Below are 21,849 nucleotides of genomic sequence, written 5' to 3' on the forward strand. Positions count from 1 at the left end.
ACTACAAGCTTTTTCTTTTTGATTAACGCCACCAAATCCAAGTCCAAAAGTAATTTCGTATATTTCGAGGAGTAATGCGTATGAAACGTTCACCGTCAAAGAAACAATTAAAATTTGGTAGTGTTTCATCTGGATTTTCTGGAATAAAGGTGACGATGTTTTCGTTACTTGTAACGGTTACTGTAATTGGTGGATCGGTAGGCGAGATTTGAAGTTGTAAAGAAACGTTTGCTGTGTTTTTAAATTCATTATGAATAGGTGGACTTATCACTTGTACCGTGAATAACACGATAATTGTTTCGTTCGGTTCCAAATTAGTAGCGACTAGGAAACCGATATTCGGGTTCGCTAATGGCGAGCGTTCCCCATTAATGAAGACAGTGCCATTTATAAATTGTAAACCTGCTGGAATGGTGTCTTGTAACGAGATATTTGAAAGTGAAATCTCGGAAGTATTCGTAATACGCACCGTGTAATCAAAATATTGATTTAAATAAGCTGAGCTGACGGAAGCGTTTTTCGTGACTGTCGCAGTAATAAATTGAACAGGTATACGAACAATATTCGAATTAACAATGAAAGTAATAATCGGATCCTGTGGTGTTAATTGAAAAGCGGCTGTAACGGTTGCAAAATTGATAATCGTACTGTTTGAAGGAATAGAAGTTACGAGAACTTGGAATGTTATAGTTGCTACTGCATCTGCAGACAAAGAACCGATATATATACCAGTGTCTGGACGAACATTTGGAACCGGAGTGCCGTTAATTGTTACGCTGTTTTCTATAAATGTTGTACCAGCTGGAATCGTATCTGAAACGGAAGTACTTACTGTAGGAATTGGTGAATGATTAAATATTTCTAATGTGAATGTAATAATATCTCCTATAACGACAGTAGATTTGTCAGCGTTTTTCTCGATGCTCACCATTGGATCAACGATCGTGATTGTCACGGTGTTTGTTTGCTTTGTAATTGTAATAGGTGGTTCATTCGGATCAATGGTAACAGTATAGGAAACAGAAGCATCATTATTGATTACAGATTGGGTAGTTGAAGAAGATATTGTTACTTGGAATGTGATAATAGCAGATTCATTAGGAGCAAGGTTTCCTAACATAATACCGTTTTCGGGATTCGCATTAGGTTGATTAATTCCGTTAATCGTAACACTGCTAGTAACGAAGGCTGTATCTATTGGTACGGTATCTATGGCAAGAAGATCTTCAATCGTTACATTTCCACTATTAGTAATCGTAATAGTATACGTTAAAGTTTGACCAGGTAAGGCATTCGTGACATCAGCAGATTTTATAGCAATAACATTATCATTTTGGACAGTTGTTGTGACAGTATTTGTTGTAGTCGTATTTGTAACAGGTAAGTTATTTGGGTTGACTATATAGTTAAAAGTAGTAATTGCTTCGTTGTTGAGTTCATTTGGTGTTGGGATAGAAGTCACAGAAACTTGGAATGAAGCGATAGCATCTCCACCAACAATTATAGTACCAATTGGTATGCCGCTTACTGGATTTACTCCTAGAAGCGTTTCTCCGTTTACAATGACGCTATTTTCTATAAACGTAGTACCTTGAGGAATAATATCTTGAATGATTACATCATTTGTTGCAACATTACCGGTTTGATTTAGGGTAATCGTATACGTTAACGTATCACCAACCGTTGCAAATGCAAGGTCAACAGCTTTATTACTATTCAAATTCGCGTGATTAATTTCTGTTGCGGCAGCTGATGAAATAATAGTTTCGGTAATAGGTGGTCGATCTGGTACCGTGTATTCATATTGAATTGTACTCGTGTTAGAGATTGGATTTGTTTGCGGAATCGAAGTAATCCGTACTTGGAATAGAACAGTTGCTGTCGTATTAGGCGGAATGTTATCAATTTGTATACCGTTAAGTGGATTATCATTTGGACGAGCGTTGCCATTCACAATAACACTATTCTCTATAAAGCTCGTATTTGCTGGGATGATATCTGTAACAATAATGTTTTCCACTTGTATATTCCCATTATTGGTGATGGAAATTGTATAAGGGATGATAGTTTGTAGGTCAGCATATTGGATAGGTGTTGTTTTTGTTGCAATTACATTTGCAGAAATAACTTCAGTGAAGGTAATATTACTACTTGATATTTGTTCTTCACCATTTATTGTATAACGAGAAGTTGCTTGATTTTGAACATGGCCACTAGCTGGAAGAGCTACCACAGTAACGGAAAATGTGACTGTGATCGTAACGTTAGGAGCAATCGTGCCTACAAGTATACCGTTACTTGGATTGGCATTAAGCTGCGGAATGTTATTTACTAAAACGCTACCGTCTATAAAGGTTGTTCCATCAGGGATATTGTCTGTAAATACAACAGCAGTAGCATCCGTATTCCCTGTATTCGTTAAAGTTGTTGTATAAGTTAAAATGTCACCAATCGTTACAGAAGTCAAATCAACAGTTTTTAGTGAAACGATATCAGCATCATTAATTTGAACGAAAGTAGTATTGGAAGTAGTAGATTTTTGAATTGGTGCAAAGTCAGGATTGAAAATAAAGTCGTAGACGATGTTTGCAGTATTAGGTGTTGGATTTACAGCAGGTAAATTCGTAACGGAAACTTGGAATGTTATTGTTGTCGATTGACTTGACGCAATATTAGGAATAGAAAAACCGATATTTGGATCTGCTGCAGGAAATACAGTGTTGTTAACTATTACACTTCCCGGAATAAAGACTGTTCCATCTTCTATCGTATCTGTAAAAAAGATGGAGTTAGTTGTAGTGGATCCGTTATTTTGAATGAGTACTGTATATGCAATGGTTTCATCAATATTAGCTAATACTGTATTAGCGGATTTTGTAGCGATAAGAATAACATCAATAAATTGTATATTTGTAGTATTGGAAGAGGTCGTTTCTGAAATTGGTGGTAAGCTTGGGTCTGGTTGATACTCATAGTGAATGACGGCGATATTATTAATGTTATTTTGTGGTGGTATAGAGACTACGCTTACTTGGAACGTAACAATAATCGTATTATTTGGAAGAATTATATCAAGATTGATACCGGTAATTGGATTTTCGTTAGGTCTTGGTACGCCATCTACAAGGATGCTATTTGGAACGAATGTGGTGCCAGCAGCAATTGCGTCAAGTAGAAGCGTATTTATAATAGGTATTGTACCAGCGTTTGTAACTGCGACTGTATATGTGATGATTTGACCGATACGTGTAATGGATCTATTGGCGGATTTAATGGCACTAACATTTGCTGTCCGTACTTCAGTATTTACTGCATTTGATAACGATCTACGCTGAATAATTGGAGAACTAGGGTCAATTTGGTATTCGTACGAAGTGTCTGAAATATTAATGACTGTATTGCCCTCTGATATATTTGTAAGTTGTACTTGGAATGAAATAGTGACTGTTTCATTTGGTTGTATCGTGCCTAGAGCTACTCCGTTTTCAGGATTAGCGCCAGGCTGAGTTACATTATTTATTGCTAAGCTATCTTCAATGAATATAGTACCTTCTGGAATGTTATCAATGAACACGGTATTGTTAGCCGGAACGGTTCCTATATTTTGTAGTGTATTTGTGTAGGTAATAATTTGCCCGATTGATATGAAATTTACATCCGCGCTTTTAACAGAAATAATATTTGCATTTTGAAGTGATGTTGTAACAATGTTAGAATTTGCAGAGCGATTTACTGGTGGGGCTGTAGGAATACTTACATATTGGTAAGTTGCTGAAGATTGATTTGCAATTTCGGTTTCAGTAGGTGGATTATTTGTTTGCACTTGAAATAGTATCGTTTTGGAACTGTTTGCTGGAATTGTTCCAATCGGTATTCCGTTTTCAGGATTTACACCTGGCTGCAGGACACCGCTAATTGTGACACTATCGGGAACGAATGTAGTCCCGGCTGGAATAGAATCTGTGAAAATAATATTTATTGCATCAACATTACCGATGTTTTTCACTTCAGAAATATAAAGGATAGTTCCACCGATATCTACAGTTATTGGATTGGACGTTTTTGTAATTGTCAATTGTGCTTGCACGAAATTTGTAATGACAATATTACTTGTAGATGTTTCAGTAATAGGTGGTTGCCCTGGGTCTGGTTGAATTGTATATGTTGTATTAGATTGATTTGTAATCGATTCTTGCGAGAATGGATCGTTAATAAGAATTTGGAACGCAATAAGGTGAGTAGCGTTTGCTGCTAGGGTAGGCAAAGTAACACCTACATTTGGATTGGCACCAAGTATAGCTGTTCCGTTAAGTGTAAAACTATTTTCTACGAATGTGGTACCTTCTGGAATAGTATCTGAAAATATGAGATTCGTAGCTGGAATATTTCCGGTATTTTCTAGTGTTATCGTGTAGGTTAAAATGTCGCCAGTTGTTGCTTGTTGTGCATTGACTGCTTTTAAAGAAAGAACATTCGCATCTGAAATTTGTGTGAAAGCTGGATTCGAAGTAATTGTTCGAGAGATGATAGGAGCAGTTGGATCGGCGATAAAAGTATAGTCAATACGGGCTATATTAGAAATTGGATTCACGCTTGGAATAGATTGAACGATAACTTGGAATGTGACGGTGACAATTTCTGACGACGCGATGGAGTTTAATGGTATTCCTACGTTTGGATCGGCACCTGGAACTGAGATGTTATTAATGGTCACGCTATTCGGAATAAATGCAGTACCTTCTGGGACTAAATCTGTTAAAGTAACTGTATTTGCAGTTGTATTTCCGTTATTTTGAACAACTACTGTGTAAGTGATTGTACCGTTAGTAGATTGTACGAGAGAATCTGTATTTTTAATTGCGGATAATGATGCATCAACGACAGCTGTAGTCACCGTATTAGATGAGGATGTTGCTGTAACTGGAGGTTGACTCGGATCGACAATATACGTGTAATTTGTAAGTGCTTGATTTATTATTGCCCCTTGCGGTGGAATAGAACTTGCAAGAAATTGGAACGTAATAGTAGCAGAATCACCTGGTGCGATAATACCAACTGGAATGCCGAGAGTTGGACTTGCATCTGGAAGTGAAATCCCGTTAAGCGTAACACTATTTGGAACAAATAATGCCCCTTCAGGAATTCCATTAATGAGTAATACAGAATTTGCAGGAAAGTTTCCAGTGTTTGTTAATGTTGCAGTGTACGTAATTATATCTCCAATAGATACGATTGTTCGATTTGCTTCTAAAATCGTTGTAACAGTAGCGTTATTAATTTGTGTAGAAGCACTATTAGAAGTTACTGTGCCTGTAACAGGAGGAGAGGCCGGATCAACAATGAATGCGAATTGAATAGATGCAACGTTTGTAATTGGATTTGAAGGTGGAGTAGATGTAACTATGACTTGGAAAGTAACGGTTAAGGAACTGTTCGTACTAACGGTTCCGATGTTAACTCCGTTATTTGGATTTGCACCTGGAATGGTACTTCCATTTACAGCAAAACTATTTTCAACAAAGGTCGTTCCTGCTGGAAGTAGGTCTGAGAAATTTACATTCGTAGCGTTCGTATTGCCGCTATTTTGAATTAAAACTGTATAAGTGATCGTGTCTCCAATATTCGCAAAGGCTGTACTAGCAGTTTTTACAGCTGAAAGTATTGCTGAATTAATAGAAGTAACGAAGACGTTCGTTTCCACGTTGCCAGGCTGAGCCTGTAATGCATTGCCTACGTTATATTGGAAGTTAACAAATCCTAAGTTTTGGAGTTCGGGTGTGAACGTTGTTGGATTGCTTAAGATTTGCACTTGGAATATGATTGTTACAGTTTGATTTGGATTGATTGTATTTATACCAACACCGTCAATAATGGAAGCGGATGAAAATGGAGTGCCATCAACAACAACGGATTCTGCAACAAATTGTGTCCATGTCGGTAAAGGGTCTGAGAAAACAACGTTGTTAGCTGGAATATTGCCTGTGTTCGTAATAGTCGTTGTATACGTAATTGTATCACCGACCGCTGCAAATGCTTTATCTCCTATTTTCATAGTGTTTAAAATAGCACTTTCAATTTTTGTTGTAACATTGTTAGAAGTAATGTTTTTTGAAACTGGAGGATTGGCTGGATTAACGATATGTTGAAAGCTAACGCTAGCTTGATTGGTAATTGGATTTATAGGCGGAATTTCATTGGCATTAATATGAAATGCTACAATGGCAGATTCGTTTGGCGCGATATCACCAATTGGAACGCCTGTAACGATATCCGCATTTGGGATGCTAGTTCCATTAAGTGTAAAACTATTCGGTTCAAAGGAAGTTCCGTCTGGAATAAGATCGGTAAAAATAACATCCGTTGCACTAACATCTCCGCTATTTGTAATTGTAACGGTGTAGGTAATATCCTGCCCGATATCTACCGTAGATACATTGGAATTTTTTTGCGCAGTAAGGATAGCGCTATTAATTTGTGTTGTCGTTGTATTAGATTGATTGGAAATTGTAATAGGTGGCTGGCTAGGATCAACGACATAATGATATGTGGTAGAAGCAGAGTTAGAAATGGGATTAAGTGTTGGAAGTGTAATAACAGTTGCTTGGAATGTAACGATTGCCGTATTACCACCATTAATGGAACCAATATTTACACCAGTTGATAAATCGGCGTTTGGAATGGTTTGCCCATTAACTGTGAAACTATTTGGAACGAAACTTAAATTGCTATCAAGTATATCGATAACGGTAACATCAGTTGCAGCCGCATTCCCAGTATTAGGAAGGTTAAGTGTAAATGTTATTGTATTACCAACATCCGCAAAGGTAAGATCTGCCGTTTTTGTACTTATAATATTTGCATTGTTTATTTGAAGAAGCGTAGTGTTAGAATTAGCTGTACTTGAAGCGGGAGGATTAACAGGATCAACAGTAAACTCATACGTCGTTGATGCTGTATTTGGTGCTGGGTTACTAAGGGGAATACTATTTACTTTAACTTGAAAGACGATACTATATATTTCATTTGGTGGAAGTGTTGCAAGTAATACACCTGTATTTGGATTCGCGTTAGGTTGTAAAACACCATCGACAGTTAATGTGTTAGGAACAAATGTGAGTCCACTTGGTAATACATCTGTGAATACTATATTCGTTGCATCCGTATTTCCTATATTCGAAATAGAAGTAGTGTAAAAAGTAGTTTGCCCGATATCTGCAAAGGATACACTTTCATTCTTCGTCATAGATAATATGGCTTCCTTAATTTGTGTTGAAACAGGATTACTAATTGAAATTTCTGCATCAGGTGGTGAGACTAATTGATACGATGTTGATGAGAAATTTACAATTGGGTTTTTGGTTGGTAATGATGTTACAGTAACTTGGAACGAAACTGTTACTGTAGTCCCGGCTGTTATTGTCCCAATATTCACACCGTTCGATGGATCCGCCCCACTTTGAGGAACTCCATTAATAGAAAATGTGTTTGCAATAAATGTAGTGACGCTTGGCACGGTATCTGTAAATATAACATTTTGTGCGGATGAGTTTCCATTGTTTGTTAAAACGACAGTATAAGTGAGTGTGTCTCCAATACGACTAAAGGATTTATCGACTTGTTTTAATGAAAGAATGTTAGCTGTATTAATCGTAGTAAACACTGTGTTTGAAGTAACATTTCTTGAAACAATTGGTGCATTTGGATCAGCTATAAATGTGTAAGAAGCAGTAGCGGAATTGGCAATAGGATTTTGAACAGGGGTAGAAGTAGCGGCCACTTGAAATGCTATAGATATTGAACTGTTAGGGGCAATTGATCCAATCGTTATGCCGGTATTAGGATTGAGCCCGATTTGTGTGATACCACCTATTGTAACGCTATCAGTAATAAACGTTGTACCATTTGGTATAAGATCAGTGAAAGTGATATTAGTAGCACTTGTATTACCGGTATTTGTCAAAAGTGTCGTATAGGTGATGGTATCACCTAGTGTTACAAGTGTTTGATCTACAGATTTCACCATCGTTATCATAGCATCTAGTACAGGGTTTGTAGCAATATTCGTTGAAGTAGAAGTGGTAACAGGAGTTCCGTTTGGATCAACAGTATAAGAATATAAAATGGTATCATTACCCATAATTGAACTGGAAGGGGGAACAGAAAGAACAGTTACTTGGAAAGTAACGGTTACGGTTTCACCAGGAGCGATATTGGTTATATTTACTCCAAGTGCTGGTTGCACACCAGATTGCTGAACCCCATTTATTGTGACTGAGTTTGGTATAAAGGTAGTGTTAGCTGGAATTGCGCTCGTGAACGTTATATTCGTTGCTACCGTATTTCCTGTATTTGTAATAGTAGTTGTATACGTAATCGTATCTCCAACAGAAATGATAGATTTATCAGCACTTTTTTTGGTTGTTAATATCGCACTATTAATTGTTGTCGAAACAGCATTAGATATATTCGTTTGTGTTACGGCAGGTTGGCTAGGATCGACTACATGTGCAAATTGTACAGAACTAAAATTAGAAATTGGATTTATACTTGGAATGTTTGTAACAAGTACGTTGAGAGCAATAATGGCCGTTCCACTTGGATTTATATTTCCAATCTGAATCCCGTTACCTGGATTTCCGATTTGCTGTGTACCAGAATCGTTTGTAAGAGTGCCAGATATGAATGTCGTTCCATCAGGTAAAGTATCCGTGAAAATTATATTTTGTGAAGTGACATTTCCAGGGTTACTTAATGTAATTGTATAAGAAATTGTATCGCCAATCGTAGCGAAAGTTTTATCTACAGATTTGATTGCCACAATTTCCCCAGAATTTATTTGTGTCGAAACAGAATTAGATGTCGTACTTCGTGAAACAAGTGGTAAATTAGGTCCTGTCATAAATTGATAATTAATGGAAGCGCCGTTGACAACTGGTGAGTTTGGTCCGCCTGGTCCAATTGTGAAAATTGGATTTGGAATGCTAACTACTTGCACACGGAAGGTAACGTTTATAAAATCTCCTGCAATAATATCCCCAATCGGTATCCCATTCGCTGGATTTACCCCAGGTAATAAAACTCCGCCTACTCGAACGCTATCTTCTATAAATACTGCGTTATTTGGAATCGGATCTGTAAAAATGATATTCGTAGCAGTTGTGTTTCCTATATTTTCTAATAAAACAGTATACGTTAAAAATGAATTTCCAGGTGCTACGTCAGAAAATAGTCGATCTACACTTTTCTTTGCTTGAATAATCGCTTCGTTAATTTGAACTAAAGTTGGATTACTTGTAGCTGTTTCTGTCACCGGCGGCTGGGTAGGATCAACAATGATTGAGTATGTTGTGCTAGATTGGTTCAACGTTGGGTTAGTAGCTGGAATTGAGCCAACGATAGCTTGAAAGCTAATTGTTGTCGTTCCTCCAACTGGAATTGAGTCTAAAGAAATCCCGCTATCTGGTCTAAATCCAAGTTGTGGGATGGTATTAATTTGTACGCTATCAGGAACGAATGAAAGTTCGGGTGGTAATATATCGATAAAAACAGGTGTGTTTGCGGTAGTATTTCCGCTATTGGTAAGGGTAGTTGTATACGTAATTGTATCTCCAACAGCAGCAAAAGCACTGCTTGCAGTTTTTGTTGCGATAACAGAAGCAGTATTTACTTGTGTAAAAGTTTTATTAGATTTAACTGTTCGTGAAACTGGCGGTTCATTTATATCTACAATAAAGCTATATTGAAGCGATGATTTATTCGGGATTGGATTAGGGTTTGGAAGTGTTGTAATGTTTACTTGAAAACTGAGTGTAACAGATGCATTTGAATTCATGTTACCAATATTGATGCCATTTTGTGGGTTTGCATTAGGAATGGTTGTTCCATTTATCGTAAAACTATTTGGAATAAAAGTTGTTCCATTTGGAATTAAATCTGTAAAAATAACATTGTTTGCGGTAGTATTACCGGAATTAGTAATGGTTGAAGTGAAAGTAAGTGTATCTCCAATAGTAGCAAATGTTGAATTGACAGTTTTGTTTATAGATAGAGTAGCATCAATAATTGGGGTAACCGTCGTATTTGTAATTGTGCTACCAACAGCAGGAGATTGGTTTGGATTCACGGTATATTCATAATTTACAAGAGCATTATTTGTTAATGTGCCACTAGGTGGTATCGCTAAAATTTGTGCTTGAAAAGTAATGAATACAGTATCTCCTGGCGAAATATCTGCCAAGTGAATACCAAGTGATGGATCTAATCCTGGTTGTGGAACATTATTGATAGTTACGGAGTTTTGGATAAATGAAGCTCCTGCGCCAAGCCCATCCGTTAAAACAGTCGCACTAGCAGGGGTATTACCTGTATTTGTTACTGCAATCGTATAGGTAACGATATCACCAATTGCAGCTGTTGGTGTATTCACAGACTTAGTAGCGACAATAGTAGCGTTATTAATTTGAGTTGTTATTACGTTACTTAACGCATTGGCGGATGCTGGAGGTAAGTTAGGATCTACGACGTACTGGTACGTTGTATTGCTTTGATTCGGGATTGGATTTGGATTCGGGATAGAATTTACTTGTACTTGGAACGAGATGATCGTATTGGCATTCGGATTTATTGAGTCGATTGCAATTCCGCTTGCTGGATTGACATTAGGCAGTGTATTCCCGTTTACAGTAACACTATTAGGAATGAACGATGTCCCGTTTGGAATTACATCTGTAAATATTACATTTGATGTAAGTGTGTTCCCGTTATTCATTAAAGTAGTCGTGTAAGTAATAATATCATTTACGTTCGCAAACTGTTTATCTGCAGATTTTGCAGCGGTAATCGTTGCATTATTAATAGTTGTCTGTACAGTGTTAGAAGCAATCATCTGCATTACAACTGGTTTGGATGGATCGTACGTGTATTGGAATGTAGTGCCTGATTGATTTGTAATCGGATTTACAGCAGGGATACTTGGTACGAAAATCTGAAATGAAACGATACGTGATGCATTCGCTCCTATCGTACCGATAAAAATGCCGTTAGCAGGATTTGCATTGGCTATAGGGATATTGTTAATCGTTACAGTATTAGGAATAAAGAGGGTACCCGCTGGAATGATATCTGTAAATGTTACATTAGAAGCAGGGATATTCCCGTTATTCGTTAAAATAGTTGCATATAATATGACATCACCAACATCAGCGAAATTTGTGCTTGTTAGCTTCGTAGCAACAATATTAGCAGTATTAATTTGTGTAGTTACTATATTACTAGTAGCGTTTCTCACAACAGCAGGTAAATTTGGATCGGCGATAAAGCTATATTGAAGTGCAGCGCTGTTTTGAACTGGATTTGGTAAAGGTAAACTATTTGCACTAATTTGGAAGACAATTGTTGTAATACCACCTGCTGGAATAGTACCAACTTGAAGACCAACGCTTGGATCCGCACCTAACTGTAAAGCACCACCTATAAAAATACTATTTGGTACGAGAGTCGTACCAGGAGGAAGTATATCGGTAACAACTACATTATTCGCTGGAGTATTCCCAGGATTAGCTAGGGCAATTGTATATGTGATTGGTTGCCCAACATCAGCAATAGTTAAATCTACCTGTTTGACAATAACTACATTTGCTACATTAATTTGTGTACTTACAGTATTACTTAAAGATGTTTCTATAGTTGGTGGATCACCCGGATTTAAAATGAAACTATATTGTGTACTAGATGAATTTGTTGTTGGGTTTTGTGCTGGTAAAGAGATGACAGTTACTTGATAAGAGACGGTAAGTGAGCTGTTAGCAGGAATGGCAGGTAATGGAACACCTATATTTGGATCTGCATTATTTTGAAGTACACCGTTAATAAGGAAAGTGTTTGGAATAAAGGTAGTGCCATCTGGATTTGTATCTACGAAAGTTGGATTATCAGCAGAAACACTTCCTGCATTCGTTAAAACGACGGTATAAGTTAATACATCCCCTACAGTAGCGAACACTTTATCCACTGTTTTGGCTGAAATGACATTTGCATCGTTTACTTGAGTAAATGTAGTGGTTGAAGTTGTATTTTTACTTACAGGTGAAGCATTTGGATCAACGATAAAGTTATAGGAAATGGAGGCACTATTCGAAATAGGATTTGGGTTTGGAATGCTAGTTATTAATACTTGGAATGAAGCTGTAATTGTAGCATTAGCATTGATGCTACCAATAGTGATGCTAGCTGGTGTTGCGCCCGGTTGAGAAACACCGTTAACTATAACACTGTTCGGTACAAAGGCAGTACCATTCGCAATCGAATCGGATAGTAATACATTGTTCGCCGCAACATTTCCATCGTTTGTAAGAGAAAAGGTATAAGTTAATACATCTCCAACTTCCGCAAACGTTTTATCTACAGATTTATTAGCATGGAGATTTGCTAATCTAATTGTTGATGTAACAGAATTAGAATTTGCTGTTTTTGAAGTCGGTGGCAAACTTGGATTTACAGTATATAGATAAGAAGCGAAGGCGTTATTAATGATAGGATTTTGGGTCGTAATATTGATGACTGTTACTTGGAAAGAAAGGGTAAAAGTAGCTCCGCCAGGAATTGTACCGATAGGTAATGCAACGAGAGAATCTACATTTTGCAAAACCCCGTTTAGTGTTACAGTACCAGGAGTTAATATCGTTCCATTTGGAAGTGGATCTGTTAGTTGAACGTTATTAGCGGCCGTATTTCCACTGTTTGTAATAAGAATTGTATAACTTATCGTTTCGCCAATTGTGGCAAATTGTTTATTTGTTGATTTTGTTAATGTTAAGTTCGCGTTGTTAATTTGTGTAGTAACGACGTTAGAAGAAATGTTTTTCGTAACGGGTGATTGGCTAGGATTGACGGTGTACTGATAAGAAGCGCTTGATCCGTTAGATACGACATTTGATGCGGGTATTGCATTTACTACTACTTGAAATGAAACATTTTTTGTTGTGCCAGTTGGGATGGATCCTATGTTCACACCGTTAGCCGGATTTGTTCCCGCTTGTGTCGTGCCATCTATTGTTAAACTGTTTAGGACAAAAGTTGTTCCTGTAGGAATGACATCTGTAAAAATAACATTGTTCGCATTCGTATTACCTGTACCTGTAAAGGAAACAGTGTAAGTCAGTGTATCACCAATATCTGCAAAATTTTTATCCACTGCTTTTGCCATAGTTACAGTAGCATTATTCACTTGAGTAGATACGATATTGGTCGTATCAGTCCCACTTACTGCCGGTTGATTTGGTACAGGAATGTATTGATATGTTGTTGTACCACTATTTAATATTGGATTTGTTTGAGGGATAGAAGGAACGAATACTTGAAATGAAATAGTAGTAGTGGAATTTGCAGCAATCGATCCAATTGATATACCATTAGCCGGATTTGCTCCCACTTGAGTAACCCCGTTAACAGTTACGCTCCCTGGAATGAAAGTAGTCCCGTTAGGAATCGGATCCGTATATATAACGTTCGTTGCAGCGATATTTCCTACATTAGCTAAGGCAATACTGTAAGTTAATGTTTCACCAATATCGGTAAAAAGTTTGTTAACTGATTTTGTGCCATTAATATCTGCGAGGTTAATTTGTGTTCCTGCAGAGTTACTTGTTGCAAGACCGTTAAAAGTCGTTCCCCCGGCAATTGGTGTATATTGAAATGTAATATTCGCAGTGTTAGAAATCGGGTTTTGATTTGGAAGAGAAACGACAGTCGCTTGGAAAGTTATTGTACGAGAGGCACTATTGTTAATTGTTCCAAGAGATATACCAGCGGCAGGATTTGCATTTGTTTGTGGTACGTTATCTACCGTTACAGTGCCAGGTATAAAGGAAGTACCATTAGGGAGACTATCTATAAAAATAACGTTATTGGCGGGAAGAAGTCCGGTGTTAGGGATAGTAACGGTATAAGTGAGAATATCTCCAATGGCAGCAACACTTTTATTCACAGTTTTTGTTGCTTGTATGTTAGGTGAATTTATATTAATTTGTAAACCGACTGTATTTAACATATATGCATCTCCGTTAGTAGTTAAACGGATTGCGGCGGAAACTTGTGAGTTTGTTAAATAAGAGGAAATATCGATGGAAGTAATATCCCAACCTTGCCTTCCTGCGGAGATATTTGTACTTGTAGAAGCGCTTTGATTTCGCGTTCCAAATGTCCCCGTTGTATCTAAGTTCCCTGCGGCATTATTAATTTGAGAGCCGAAGAAATTATTTATAGCATTGTTTGGTCCAGATAAAGCATTTAATGAACTGAAATTTGGTCCGAATAAAGCTTGATCCCCGGTTAAATCAGCATCTCCTTCGGTAGAGCTTAAAAATAACCGCCCGCTTACAGGTCCTCCTGAAGGTGTTAAAAATCCTGAAACAGAAACATCGGCACTACCAGTTTCTGCAGAAACACGGTTACCAGCTACGTAAATGGTTAAGTTTCTTGCAGGTAATGTCCCATTTTGATAAGCGACGATAAGCGTCCATCCAGCCGAATTGATTGTTCCATTAGAAGCATCTATAGGATCTACAAGTCCAGGGACAGAACCTGTTGTATAAGATCCAGATCCAGCGGCTTGAACGAGTGACGTTACATCTGCTGATCGTGTATAAAATCCAAATGTGACAGATCCAGAAACGAAAGTTTGATTTGAAGCTGTAACAGCTGAAGGGGTAATGGAGTATGTTGACACAGGTGTTGTGAAAGAAACTGGATTTCCTAATACACTCGTAATGTTTTGATCACGAGATAAATAGTTTCCACCCCAAACGAGTTCTGCGTAAAGAATCGTACTGCCAGCAGGGATATTTAAAATAGCGGTAGAACTATTTTGTGTATAGTTTAATGTTGTACCAGCAGGAAAAGTAGTTACTTGTAAAGCAGTATTCGTAGTTGCGAATGCACCAATTGCCCCGATTGTACCAGCACGGTTTTGGTTACTAATTTTACTTAAGCCTAAAGTGTTTCCTGTAATAGCGAGTGCGCCGTTAGTGGTGGTAGAAAATCGATTCGTAATGGGCATGTTGTCACCTCATTTACAATATAGTCTTGGTCAAAATAGGATATGTGTGTGTCAAATAAAGGGAAACATGTACAAGTTGATTTCGTAATAATGATTTAAATGTCTAGATAAGGGGATGGAGTATGGTTGAATTAGAAATTAGGTTGGAGCGTCTTAGGGAAGAACAAATAGGCGATATTGTAGCATTATCATCTTATATTGGTTGGGATTATAACAGAGAAGAAGTTGAAACAATTTTCAACTCAGGTATTGTATACGGCGTATGGAATGAGAGAAAGGAACTTATTGCTAGCGCAGCAATAATATTATATGGGGAGGCGTTGGCATCTATCGGAATGGTAATTGTACATCCAGATTATAAGGGAAGAGGAATTGGAAAGGCGATAACGCATTCATGCATGAATAGCGTATCAGCTCGAACACCAATTATGCTTATTGCAACGGATGAGGGGAAGCATTTATACGAAAAGCTAGGATTTAGGGTGGCAAGCTATGTTTCTAAATACATATGTAACTCGTACAATCCGAATCATAAATGTGCAAGAAATGAAGAATATATGATGGATTATGAAGAAGGTGATTTAGAAGAAATAATAAAAATAGATGAATATGCGTTTGGAACAAATAGAAAAGAGTTTTTAAAGAAAAGAATGATGCAAAGTGAACAGTGCACTGTTGTGAAGGATAAGGAACAAAATATAATAGGATATGGTTTGAGTATACAAACGCCGGAAAATAAAATATTAGGACCGGTAGTTGCTAAAAATGATGAGATGGCAATAAATATTGTTCATTATTTAGCAAAAGGGCATAATGGGAAATTAAGAATAGATGTACCAGAAGTAAAGAAAGATTTTGTGAAAGAATTAGAGGTTACTGGTTTTAAAAAGGTGAATACACCACCAATTATGATGAAAAATAGTGATCAATTTTTGAAAAGAAATGGAGAACTATATAGTATTGCAGCACAAATTTTTGGGTAACAAAGAATCCTTCTGAATGAAGGATTCTTTGTTTATTAATCACGATATTGGTCGTGAGTTGGTTGGAAGAGGTCTTCCTCGATATCTCTCACCATAGAAAAATGATCAACGTTATAATGACCGTGTAAAATTTTATTGTGATGACCAATAATTTGCTCTGCAGACAATACGTTAGAATCAGTTGTGGAATGACCGTTTTTAATTAATGTAACGTCAAATCCTTGTACAGTTGCTGTCCTAACAGCTGTGTCAATACAATGTTCAGTTTTACATCCACCTATCACAATATGATTAATTTTTTCTTCTTTTAAAAGTTCAAGTAAAGAAGTGCCATAGAATGAATTCGTTGCTGCTTTATTAATAAGGATTGCAGACTGAGGTACTTGAATTTGATTATGTACTTCAAATCCCACTCCGCTACCAGAAGCAACATCGATATCTCTTACGAAAACAATAAGGGCATTTGAATCAATTGCTTTCTGTACAGCTGTATTTAGTGTAGCTAATAACTCAGTTTTACGAAAAACTTCATTTTCTTGCTCATTTCCATCAATTAATTCTTGTTGAGCATCGATAATTAATAGTGCTTGTTTCATCGTGTCTCCCCTTTAATATGAAATAAGTTCCACTGTACATATTCCTTCAGATTGTTAGGAAATCCTCCATTGCAAGCGAAGTAAACGATTGATTTACAAAGTTGTCAAAGAAATTTCATTCTCATAGTGTGTAAAAACATGTATGATAGGAAGTGGAGAATTTTTGAGTAGGTGGGAATATCATGCAAACAGTAGAAGATTATCTTTCATTCTTACATACGAAAGGATTTAAATTATCAGAGGAAGCACAAGGGTTTATTATGTTCGGGCAAGGATATACTGGTGCATCTGATGGAATTGTGAACGCAGCAATAGAAGCGACAATTAAACATCAATTACAGTTTGATGGCAGTTATTTTGTTGCGTTATTAGAACGATTGAAAGAAGAAGAAATTACAGATAAAAAAAGCGCTAAGGCTTTTATGCGGAAGTTACAAGCGTAACTTCACGCGGCCTGCGCTTCTTTTTTTGTTTTGGAAGGTAGTTCAACAAAAATCATGCCTAGAAAAATACATAGACATCCGAAAATAGCAGACATAGAGAGTTGTTCGTTAGCAACGAGAACACCTGTTAATGCAGCAAAAACGGGCTCCATTGCGAAAATAATTGCTACTCTCGTTGGGGAAGTATGTTTCTGAGCTGATGTTTGAATGAAAAAAGCAATGGATGTCGCAAATAAGGAAGTTAGAAATAGGGCGAATAAAAAGGAATGATTCGTCCATAGCGATACTGAAAATAATTTTTCCCAATCTTCAAACAAAAAAGCGCAAATAGAAGAAAATATACCTACAGCTAATACTTGAGATGTGCTTAGTAATAAAGGTGATATTTTCTTAGAAAAGAAACCGTTAATGAGAATATGGGCAGCGAATGCGATTGCGCAACCGAGAACAAGTATATCTCCTATATTTAATTGAAAAGAATCAGCAGCTGTTAATAAATATAAACCGGCTGTTGCCACAGTGATACCGAGTACGACGAAAATGGTAGCCTTTTGTTTTAAAAAGATAAAAGATAAGATTGGAACCATAACAATGCTTAGTCCTGTTAAGAAACCTGCTTTTGAAGAAGTTGTATAGAGTAAGCCGAATGTTTGTAATAAATAGCCAACGCATAAAAAGAATCCAACAATTAATCCGGCAAAACTACTCTGCTTTATATCTTGTTTCGAAGTTTTTTGTGAGAAAATCATTTGAACAAATAATAAAATAATTCCGGCGAATAAAAAGCGAAGGCCATTAAAAGTAAATGGACCAACGAAAGACATAGCATTTTGAACGACAACAAACGTAGCTCCCCAAATAAAAGAGACAAATAATAAAGCGAGAGGAGCAAGCCACTCTTTTTTCACACTCATACCCCCGTTAATTTTGTAAGATAGCTTTTCTAGCTAATTCATCAGCGACTTTATTTTGACTACTTGGAATCCACTTAATAAAAAAGAGATCGAAACTTTTTATGTACTGTAGTGCTTCCTCTAATAGTGGTGCAAACATTTTATTTTTTGCGTATTCTTTTTCAACAGCTCGCTCGACAAGTTGCGAATCTGTACGAAAAGAGACAATGTTATAATTATGCTCCGTGCAATACTTTAATGCTGTAAGTAAAGCATGATATTCCGCTTCATGATTGGACATTGTTCCAAGTGGTAATGATAATTGTACAGGTGGCTGTATGCCTTTAATAAATACTCCCGCACCAGAAGGACCAGGATTTCCTTTTGATGCACCATCAATATACACTTCAATCAAAATGAGAAACCTCCAAATTATAAGATTATCCCGCGTTAACGGGCAGTAAGACACCCACCTCAAAACTCGGCTGAAACAATGAAGTTAGGTGGGTGATCAACTGCCCGTAAATGCCCGATTGGTGAAGGCTAATAATCAGTGGGGATGAATATCCCCCACTGATTAAAGTTTCACTTTATCCGATTGTGATGCTATAACGACATGTAAATGTTTCATTCGCTTGTAAAGATTGAATTCCTTTTTTTTCCTTGAAATCTTTTGCTGGATTTATTTCATCAGCGATTCCATACCAAGGTTCAATACATAAGAAAGATGCGTTATCCCCTGGTGTCCATACGCCGACAAATGGAAATCCTGCAAATTCTACTTTTACAAATTTATTATGTTTATGAGAACGAATAGAAATTTCATTCGTATTCATATTTTCAAAAATAAGTGCATCATTTTTGAATAAATCGTATGTAAGTGGCAATTCATTCGTATTTTCAGCGATTAATTGTTTTTTACTTGAAAGATAAGGTCCTTCTAATACACTTGTTTCTAAGCGTTCAGAACCGTTAAATGATAGATGATAATCTGTAAATGATTCGCCGTCTAATAGAGGGAAGTTGAATCCAGGGTGCGCTCCGATTGAGAAGAACATCTCTTTTGAAGCAGGATTGTTTACTTCATATGTAACATGTATATTTTGTTCTTCTACCTCATAAGAAATGAGTAGTTCAAATTCGTAAGGATATTTTTTTAATGTTTCTTCATTACTAGTAACGATATAAGTGATTTTTGTTTCACTTTGTTCTTTTACAGAGAACGTAAGATCACGAGCGAAACCGTGTTGAGTTAAAGAATATGGTTTACCATCTACGTAGTATGTATTATCTACTAATCGGCCGACAATTGGGAATAAAATTGGTGCGCGACGTCCCCAATAAGTAGAATCACCTTGCCATAAATATTCTGTGTTATCTTCTTTTAAGCGAACGCTTTGCAATTCTGCACCTTTGTCAGAAATGGAAACGATTACTTTTTCATTTTGTATTGTTGCTGTCATGAAGTGAAACCTCCTAAATCTTTCATATGTTCCATTATACGTTGTCTAAAAGAAAAAAGGTAGTTGATGATAGGAATCTATTGACGAAAGAGTGTCTAATGCGTAAAATATAATCTTGTTGCTTAAAAAACGAATAACGTGGTTCGAAACCATCCCACGTAAAAAAACTAAGGAGATTTTGTCATGAATATAAGAACAATAGTCGGTAATGGTATTATAGCGGCATTATATATTGCTGTTTCTATGCTTATTCAGCCATTTGGCTTTACAGGTGTACAGTTTCGTATTTCAGAGATGTTTAATCATCTCGTTGTATTTAATAAGAAAGCAAGTTACGGAATTGTATTAGGTGTATTTTTAACGAATCTCTTTTTCTCACCTATGGTCGCTTATGATTTAGTATTTGGAGTAGGGCAATCTATTCTTGCATTAGTTGCAACGATTATTTCTATGCGATTCATTAAAGGTGTTTGGGCTCGTATGATTTTTAATACAGTTATCTTTACGATTACAATGTTTATGATTGCAATTGAACTTCATCTTGCATTTGATTTACCATTTATGTGGACTTGGTTAACATGTGCAGCAGGTGAATTCGTAGTAATGGCGATTGGGATGCCTGTAATGTACTGGATTAATAAGCGAGTACAATTTGAAAGATTTATGTAATAGATGAAAAAGCTATTCCTATAGGGATAGCTCTTTTTGTATGTGATTATATTGAATATAATACTGTGACTCTTGATAAAATATAATAAAATATAAATAAGAATTCTTATATAAGGGGAATTTAGCATGAAATATAAAATTCATTGGTTATATAAAACAAAACGCGGATTGCAGACGGAATTAACGACAGATTATATGAACATAGAAGAAGTACTTCAATTTGCGGAGGATTTTGAGAAAACAGGAAGAGCGAAAGAACTTTTATTTTACGATGAAATGGATGCAGAATGGTCATTAAAAGAAATGAAGAAGCTGAGTAAACAAGTGGAGGAAGAGATTCAAGAAATATATGTTTATTTTGATGGTGGGTATGATCTTCAGACGAAAGAAGCTGGAGTAGGTATATGTGTGTATTATAAAAAAGGAAATACAAACTACCGAATTCGCCGCAACGCATATATAGAAGGTATATATGATAATAATGAAGCCGAATATGCATCATTATTATACGGTATAAATATACTCGAAGAATTAGGGATTAAGTATGAAGCAGTTACGCTTCGTGGAGACTCTCAAGTTGTACTGCAGCAATTGGCTGGAGAATGGCCTTGCTATGATGAGCATTTAAATCATTACTTAGATCAAATTGAACGAAAGGCGAAGCAAATGAAATTAAAGCTTGTATGTGAGCCAATATCTAGAAAACAAAATAAAGAAGCACATCAATTAGCAACGCAAGCATTAGAAGGGACAGTCATTGATAGTCATAAAGAAATAACCGAATAGAGAGGTGCAAAGGTGGATAAAAAGCAACTCATTACAGAGGTAAATGACTTATTAGAAACGTATTGTGAAGGATGTTTTTTGCGAGAACATAATCGGAAAACGAATAGTAAATATTATGCCCATTCATTTTGTATTAGGCAATGTACAGTTGGAGAAACGTTGAAAAAATATGGAGAACAGTTGTCATAAAAAACATCCAGAGAAAACTCTCTGGATGTTTTTTTAGTGCTTCGCTTCATGTAATTGATGCTCGCACTTACTTAATTTCTTTTCCTCATTCATTAAAAATGGCTCATCTAAATCTGTTGCAACAGATTTCATAATCTCAAGTTGAGAGCGAGCTGCTTCTACTGCAGTAGTGGCATGCTCCAGTGTGTCTGGATCCATTGAAATTGTTGCAGAACCTACCATTTTTTGTGCTGTTTCTACACGAAATTTCACTTCTTCAAAATCATTTACTTCTGAACCCATTGTAATTGCCTCCTTTGTGAATTGCGCATTTCACATAGTTTTCGCTCTGTAAAACGGAAATATACAAAGGAATAACAAAGGAGGTTACCAAGTAAGGTAACCTCCTGTCATATGTTGGATTAAAGTTTTACTACGTTAGCAGCTTGAGGTCCACGGTTTCCTTCAGTGATATCGAAAGATACTTCTTGACCTTCTTCTAAAGCTTTGTAGCCGTCACCTTGAATAGCAGAGAAATGTACGAATACATCGTCAGCGCCGTCCATTTCGATAAATCCAAAACCTTTTTCGTTGTTAAACCATTTTACTTTTCCTTGCATGTTACAATTCCTCCTAAAAACATTTGCTTTTTTCATTTAGTGAAATTCATTTGAAAAGATAATATAAACTAAAAATGCTATAATCTTGAATATTCTGCTAAATGATTAATTTAAATATACACGAATTGGTAGAAATTAGTCAAGTAAGCGATTTTATTTTTTTGTATTTTTAA

General features: G+C 36.5%; 12 protein-coding genes and 1 riboswitch. Of the genes, 5 read left to right on the top strand and 7 right to left on the bottom strand.

Annotation, left to right across the window (positions count from 1 at the left end; translation table 11 throughout):
• Positions 1–22: 22 nt before the first annotated feature.
• Complete coding sequence (locus tag JDS98_RS04745; protein WP_199633599.1) at positions 23–15,055, bottom strand: DUF11 domain-containing protein; 15,033 nt, start codon at positions 15,053–15,055, stop codon at positions 23–25.
• A 122-nt stretch (positions 15,056–15,177) separates the two neighbouring features.
• On the opposite strand from JDS98_RS04745, the gene JDS98_RS04750 reads away from it, so the two are divergent.
• Complete coding sequence (locus JDS98_RS04750) at positions 15,178–16,038, top strand: GNAT family N-acetyltransferase (protein WP_199633600.1); 861 nt, start codon at positions 15,178–15,180, stop codon at positions 16,036–16,038.
• 35 nt (positions 16,039–16,073) lie between these two features.
• Here the strand turns inward: JDS98_RS04750 and JDS98_RS04755 are convergent, their stop codons facing one another.
• The gene (locus JDS98_RS04755) at positions 16,074–16,634 is read right to left on the bottom strand and encodes a cysteine hydrolase family protein (protein ID WP_000806314.1); all 561 of its coding nucleotides are present in this window, start codon (positions 16,632–16,634) and stop codon (positions 16,074–16,076) included.
• 182 nt (positions 16,635–16,816) lie between these two features.
• Here JDS98_RS04755 and JDS98_RS04760 point away from each other — a divergent pair, with 182 nt between their 5' ends.
• The gene (locus JDS98_RS04760) at positions 16,817–17,077 is read left to right on the top strand and encodes a DUF6123 family protein (protein WP_001195212.1); all 261 of its coding nucleotides are present in this window, start codon (positions 16,817–16,819) and stop codon (positions 17,075–17,077) included.
• Between the two features lie 2 nt (positions 17,078–17,079).
• On the opposite strand, the gene JDS98_RS04765 is transcribed toward JDS98_RS04760, so the two are convergent.
• The 3 genes from JDS98_RS04765 to JDS98_RS04775 form a co-directional block, all read right to left on the bottom strand.
• Positions 17,080–17,985 (bottom strand): DMT family transporter, encoded by a 906-nt coding sequence (locus tag JDS98_RS04765; protein ID WP_199633601.1) that lies wholly within the window; start codon positions 17,983–17,985, stop codon positions 17,080–17,082.
• A 13-nt stretch (positions 17,986–17,998) separates the two neighbouring features.
• Positions 17,999–18,385: a reverse transcriptase-like protein gene (locus JDS98_RS04770; RefSeq protein WP_199633602.1), complete on the bottom strand. Its 387-nt coding sequence runs from the start codon at positions 18,383–18,385 to the stop codon at positions 17,999–18,001.
• Between the two features lie 175 nt (positions 18,386–18,560).
• Complete coding sequence (locus JDS98_RS04775) at positions 18,561–19,433, bottom strand: aldose 1-epimerase family protein (protein ID WP_199633603.1); 873 nt, start codon at positions 19,431–19,433, stop codon at positions 18,561–18,563.
• Between the two features lie 132 nt (positions 19,434–19,565).
• Positions 19,566–19,610, top strand: a riboswitch (PreQ1 riboswitch).
• Positions 19,611–19,616: 6 nt separating this feature from the next.
• Here JDS98_RS04775 and JDS98_RS04780 point away from each other — a divergent pair.
• The 3 genes from JDS98_RS04780 to JDS98_RS04790 all read left to right on the top strand — a co-directional run bounded on the left by JDS98_RS04780 (position 19,617) and on the right by JDS98_RS04790 (position 21,077).
• Positions 19,617–20,102: a QueT transporter family protein gene (locus JDS98_RS04780; RefSeq protein ID WP_001026463.1), complete on the top strand. Its 486-nt coding sequence runs from the start codon at positions 19,617–19,619 to the stop codon at positions 20,100–20,102.
• Positions 20,103–20,228: 126 nt separating this feature from the next.
• A complete protein-coding gene (locus JDS98_RS04785) occupies positions 20,229–20,888 on the top strand; it encodes a ribonuclease H family protein (RefSeq protein ID WP_000875538.1) in 660 nt (219 codons plus the stop codon).
• Between the two features lie 12 nt (positions 20,889–20,900).
• On the top strand, positions 20,901–21,077 hold the full coding sequence (locus JDS98_RS04790; RefSeq protein ID WP_000358801.1) for a zinc-finger domain-containing protein: 177 nt from the start codon (positions 20,901–20,903) through the stop codon (positions 21,075–21,077).
• A gap of 33 nt (positions 21,078–21,110) precedes the next feature.
• Here JDS98_RS04790 and JDS98_RS04795 read toward each other — a convergent pair whose 3' ends face one another.
• Positions 21,111–21,359, bottom strand: a complete 249-nt coding sequence (locus JDS98_RS04795) for a DUF2564 family protein (protein ID WP_000534393.1) — start codon at positions 21,357–21,359, stop codon at positions 21,111–21,113.
• Positions 21,360–21,478: 119 nt separating this feature from the next.
• The gene (gene cspB / locus JDS98_RS04800) at positions 21,479–21,676 is read right to left on the bottom strand and encodes a cold shock-like protein CspB (protein WP_001161728.1); all 198 of its coding nucleotides are present in this window, start codon (positions 21,674–21,676) and stop codon (positions 21,479–21,481) included.
• Positions 21,677–21,849 lie beyond the last annotated feature (173 nt).

The organism is Bacillus cereus group sp. N11 (genome assembly GCF_016483605.1).
GTDB lineage: Bacteria > Bacillota > Bacilli > Bacillales > Bacillaceae_G > Bacillus_A > Bacillus_A toyonensis.

Excerpts from the sequence above, each read along its gene's own strand:
- cspB (WP_001161728.1), bottom strand. The coding sequence starts at position 21,676 with ATGCAAGGAAAAGTAAAATGGTTTAACAACGAAAAAGGTTTTGGATTT.
- JDS98_RS04750 (WP_199633600.1), top strand. The coding sequence starts at position 15,178 with ATGGTTGAATTAGAAATTAGGTTGGAGCGTCTTAGGGAAGAACAAATA.
- JDS98_RS04785 (WP_000875538.1), top strand. The coding sequence starts at position 20,229 with ATGAAATATAAAATTCATTGGTTATATAAAACAAAACGCGGATTGCAG.
- JDS98_RS04780 (WP_001026463.1), top strand. The coding sequence starts at position 19,617 with ATGAATATAAGAACAATAGTCGGTAATGGTATTATAGCGGCATTATAT.
- JDS98_RS04775 (WP_199633603.1), bottom strand. The coding sequence starts at position 19,433 with ATGACAGCAACAATACAAAATGAAAAAGTAATCGTTTCCATTTCTGAC.
- JDS98_RS04755 (WP_000806314.1), bottom strand. The coding sequence starts at position 16,634 with ATGAAACAAGCACTATTAATTATCGATGCTCAACAAGAATTAATTGAT.
- JDS98_RS04760 (WP_001195212.1), top strand. The coding sequence starts at position 16,817 with ATGCAAACAGTAGAAGATTATCTTTCATTCTTACATACGAAAGGATTT.
- JDS98_RS04745 (WP_199633599.1), bottom strand. The coding sequence starts at position 15,055 with ATGCCCATTACGAATCGATTTTCTACCACCACTAACGGCGCACTCGCT.
- JDS98_RS04795 (WP_000534393.1), bottom strand. The coding sequence starts at position 21,359 with ATGGGTTCAGAAGTAAATGATTTTGAAGAAGTGAAATTTCGTGTAGAA.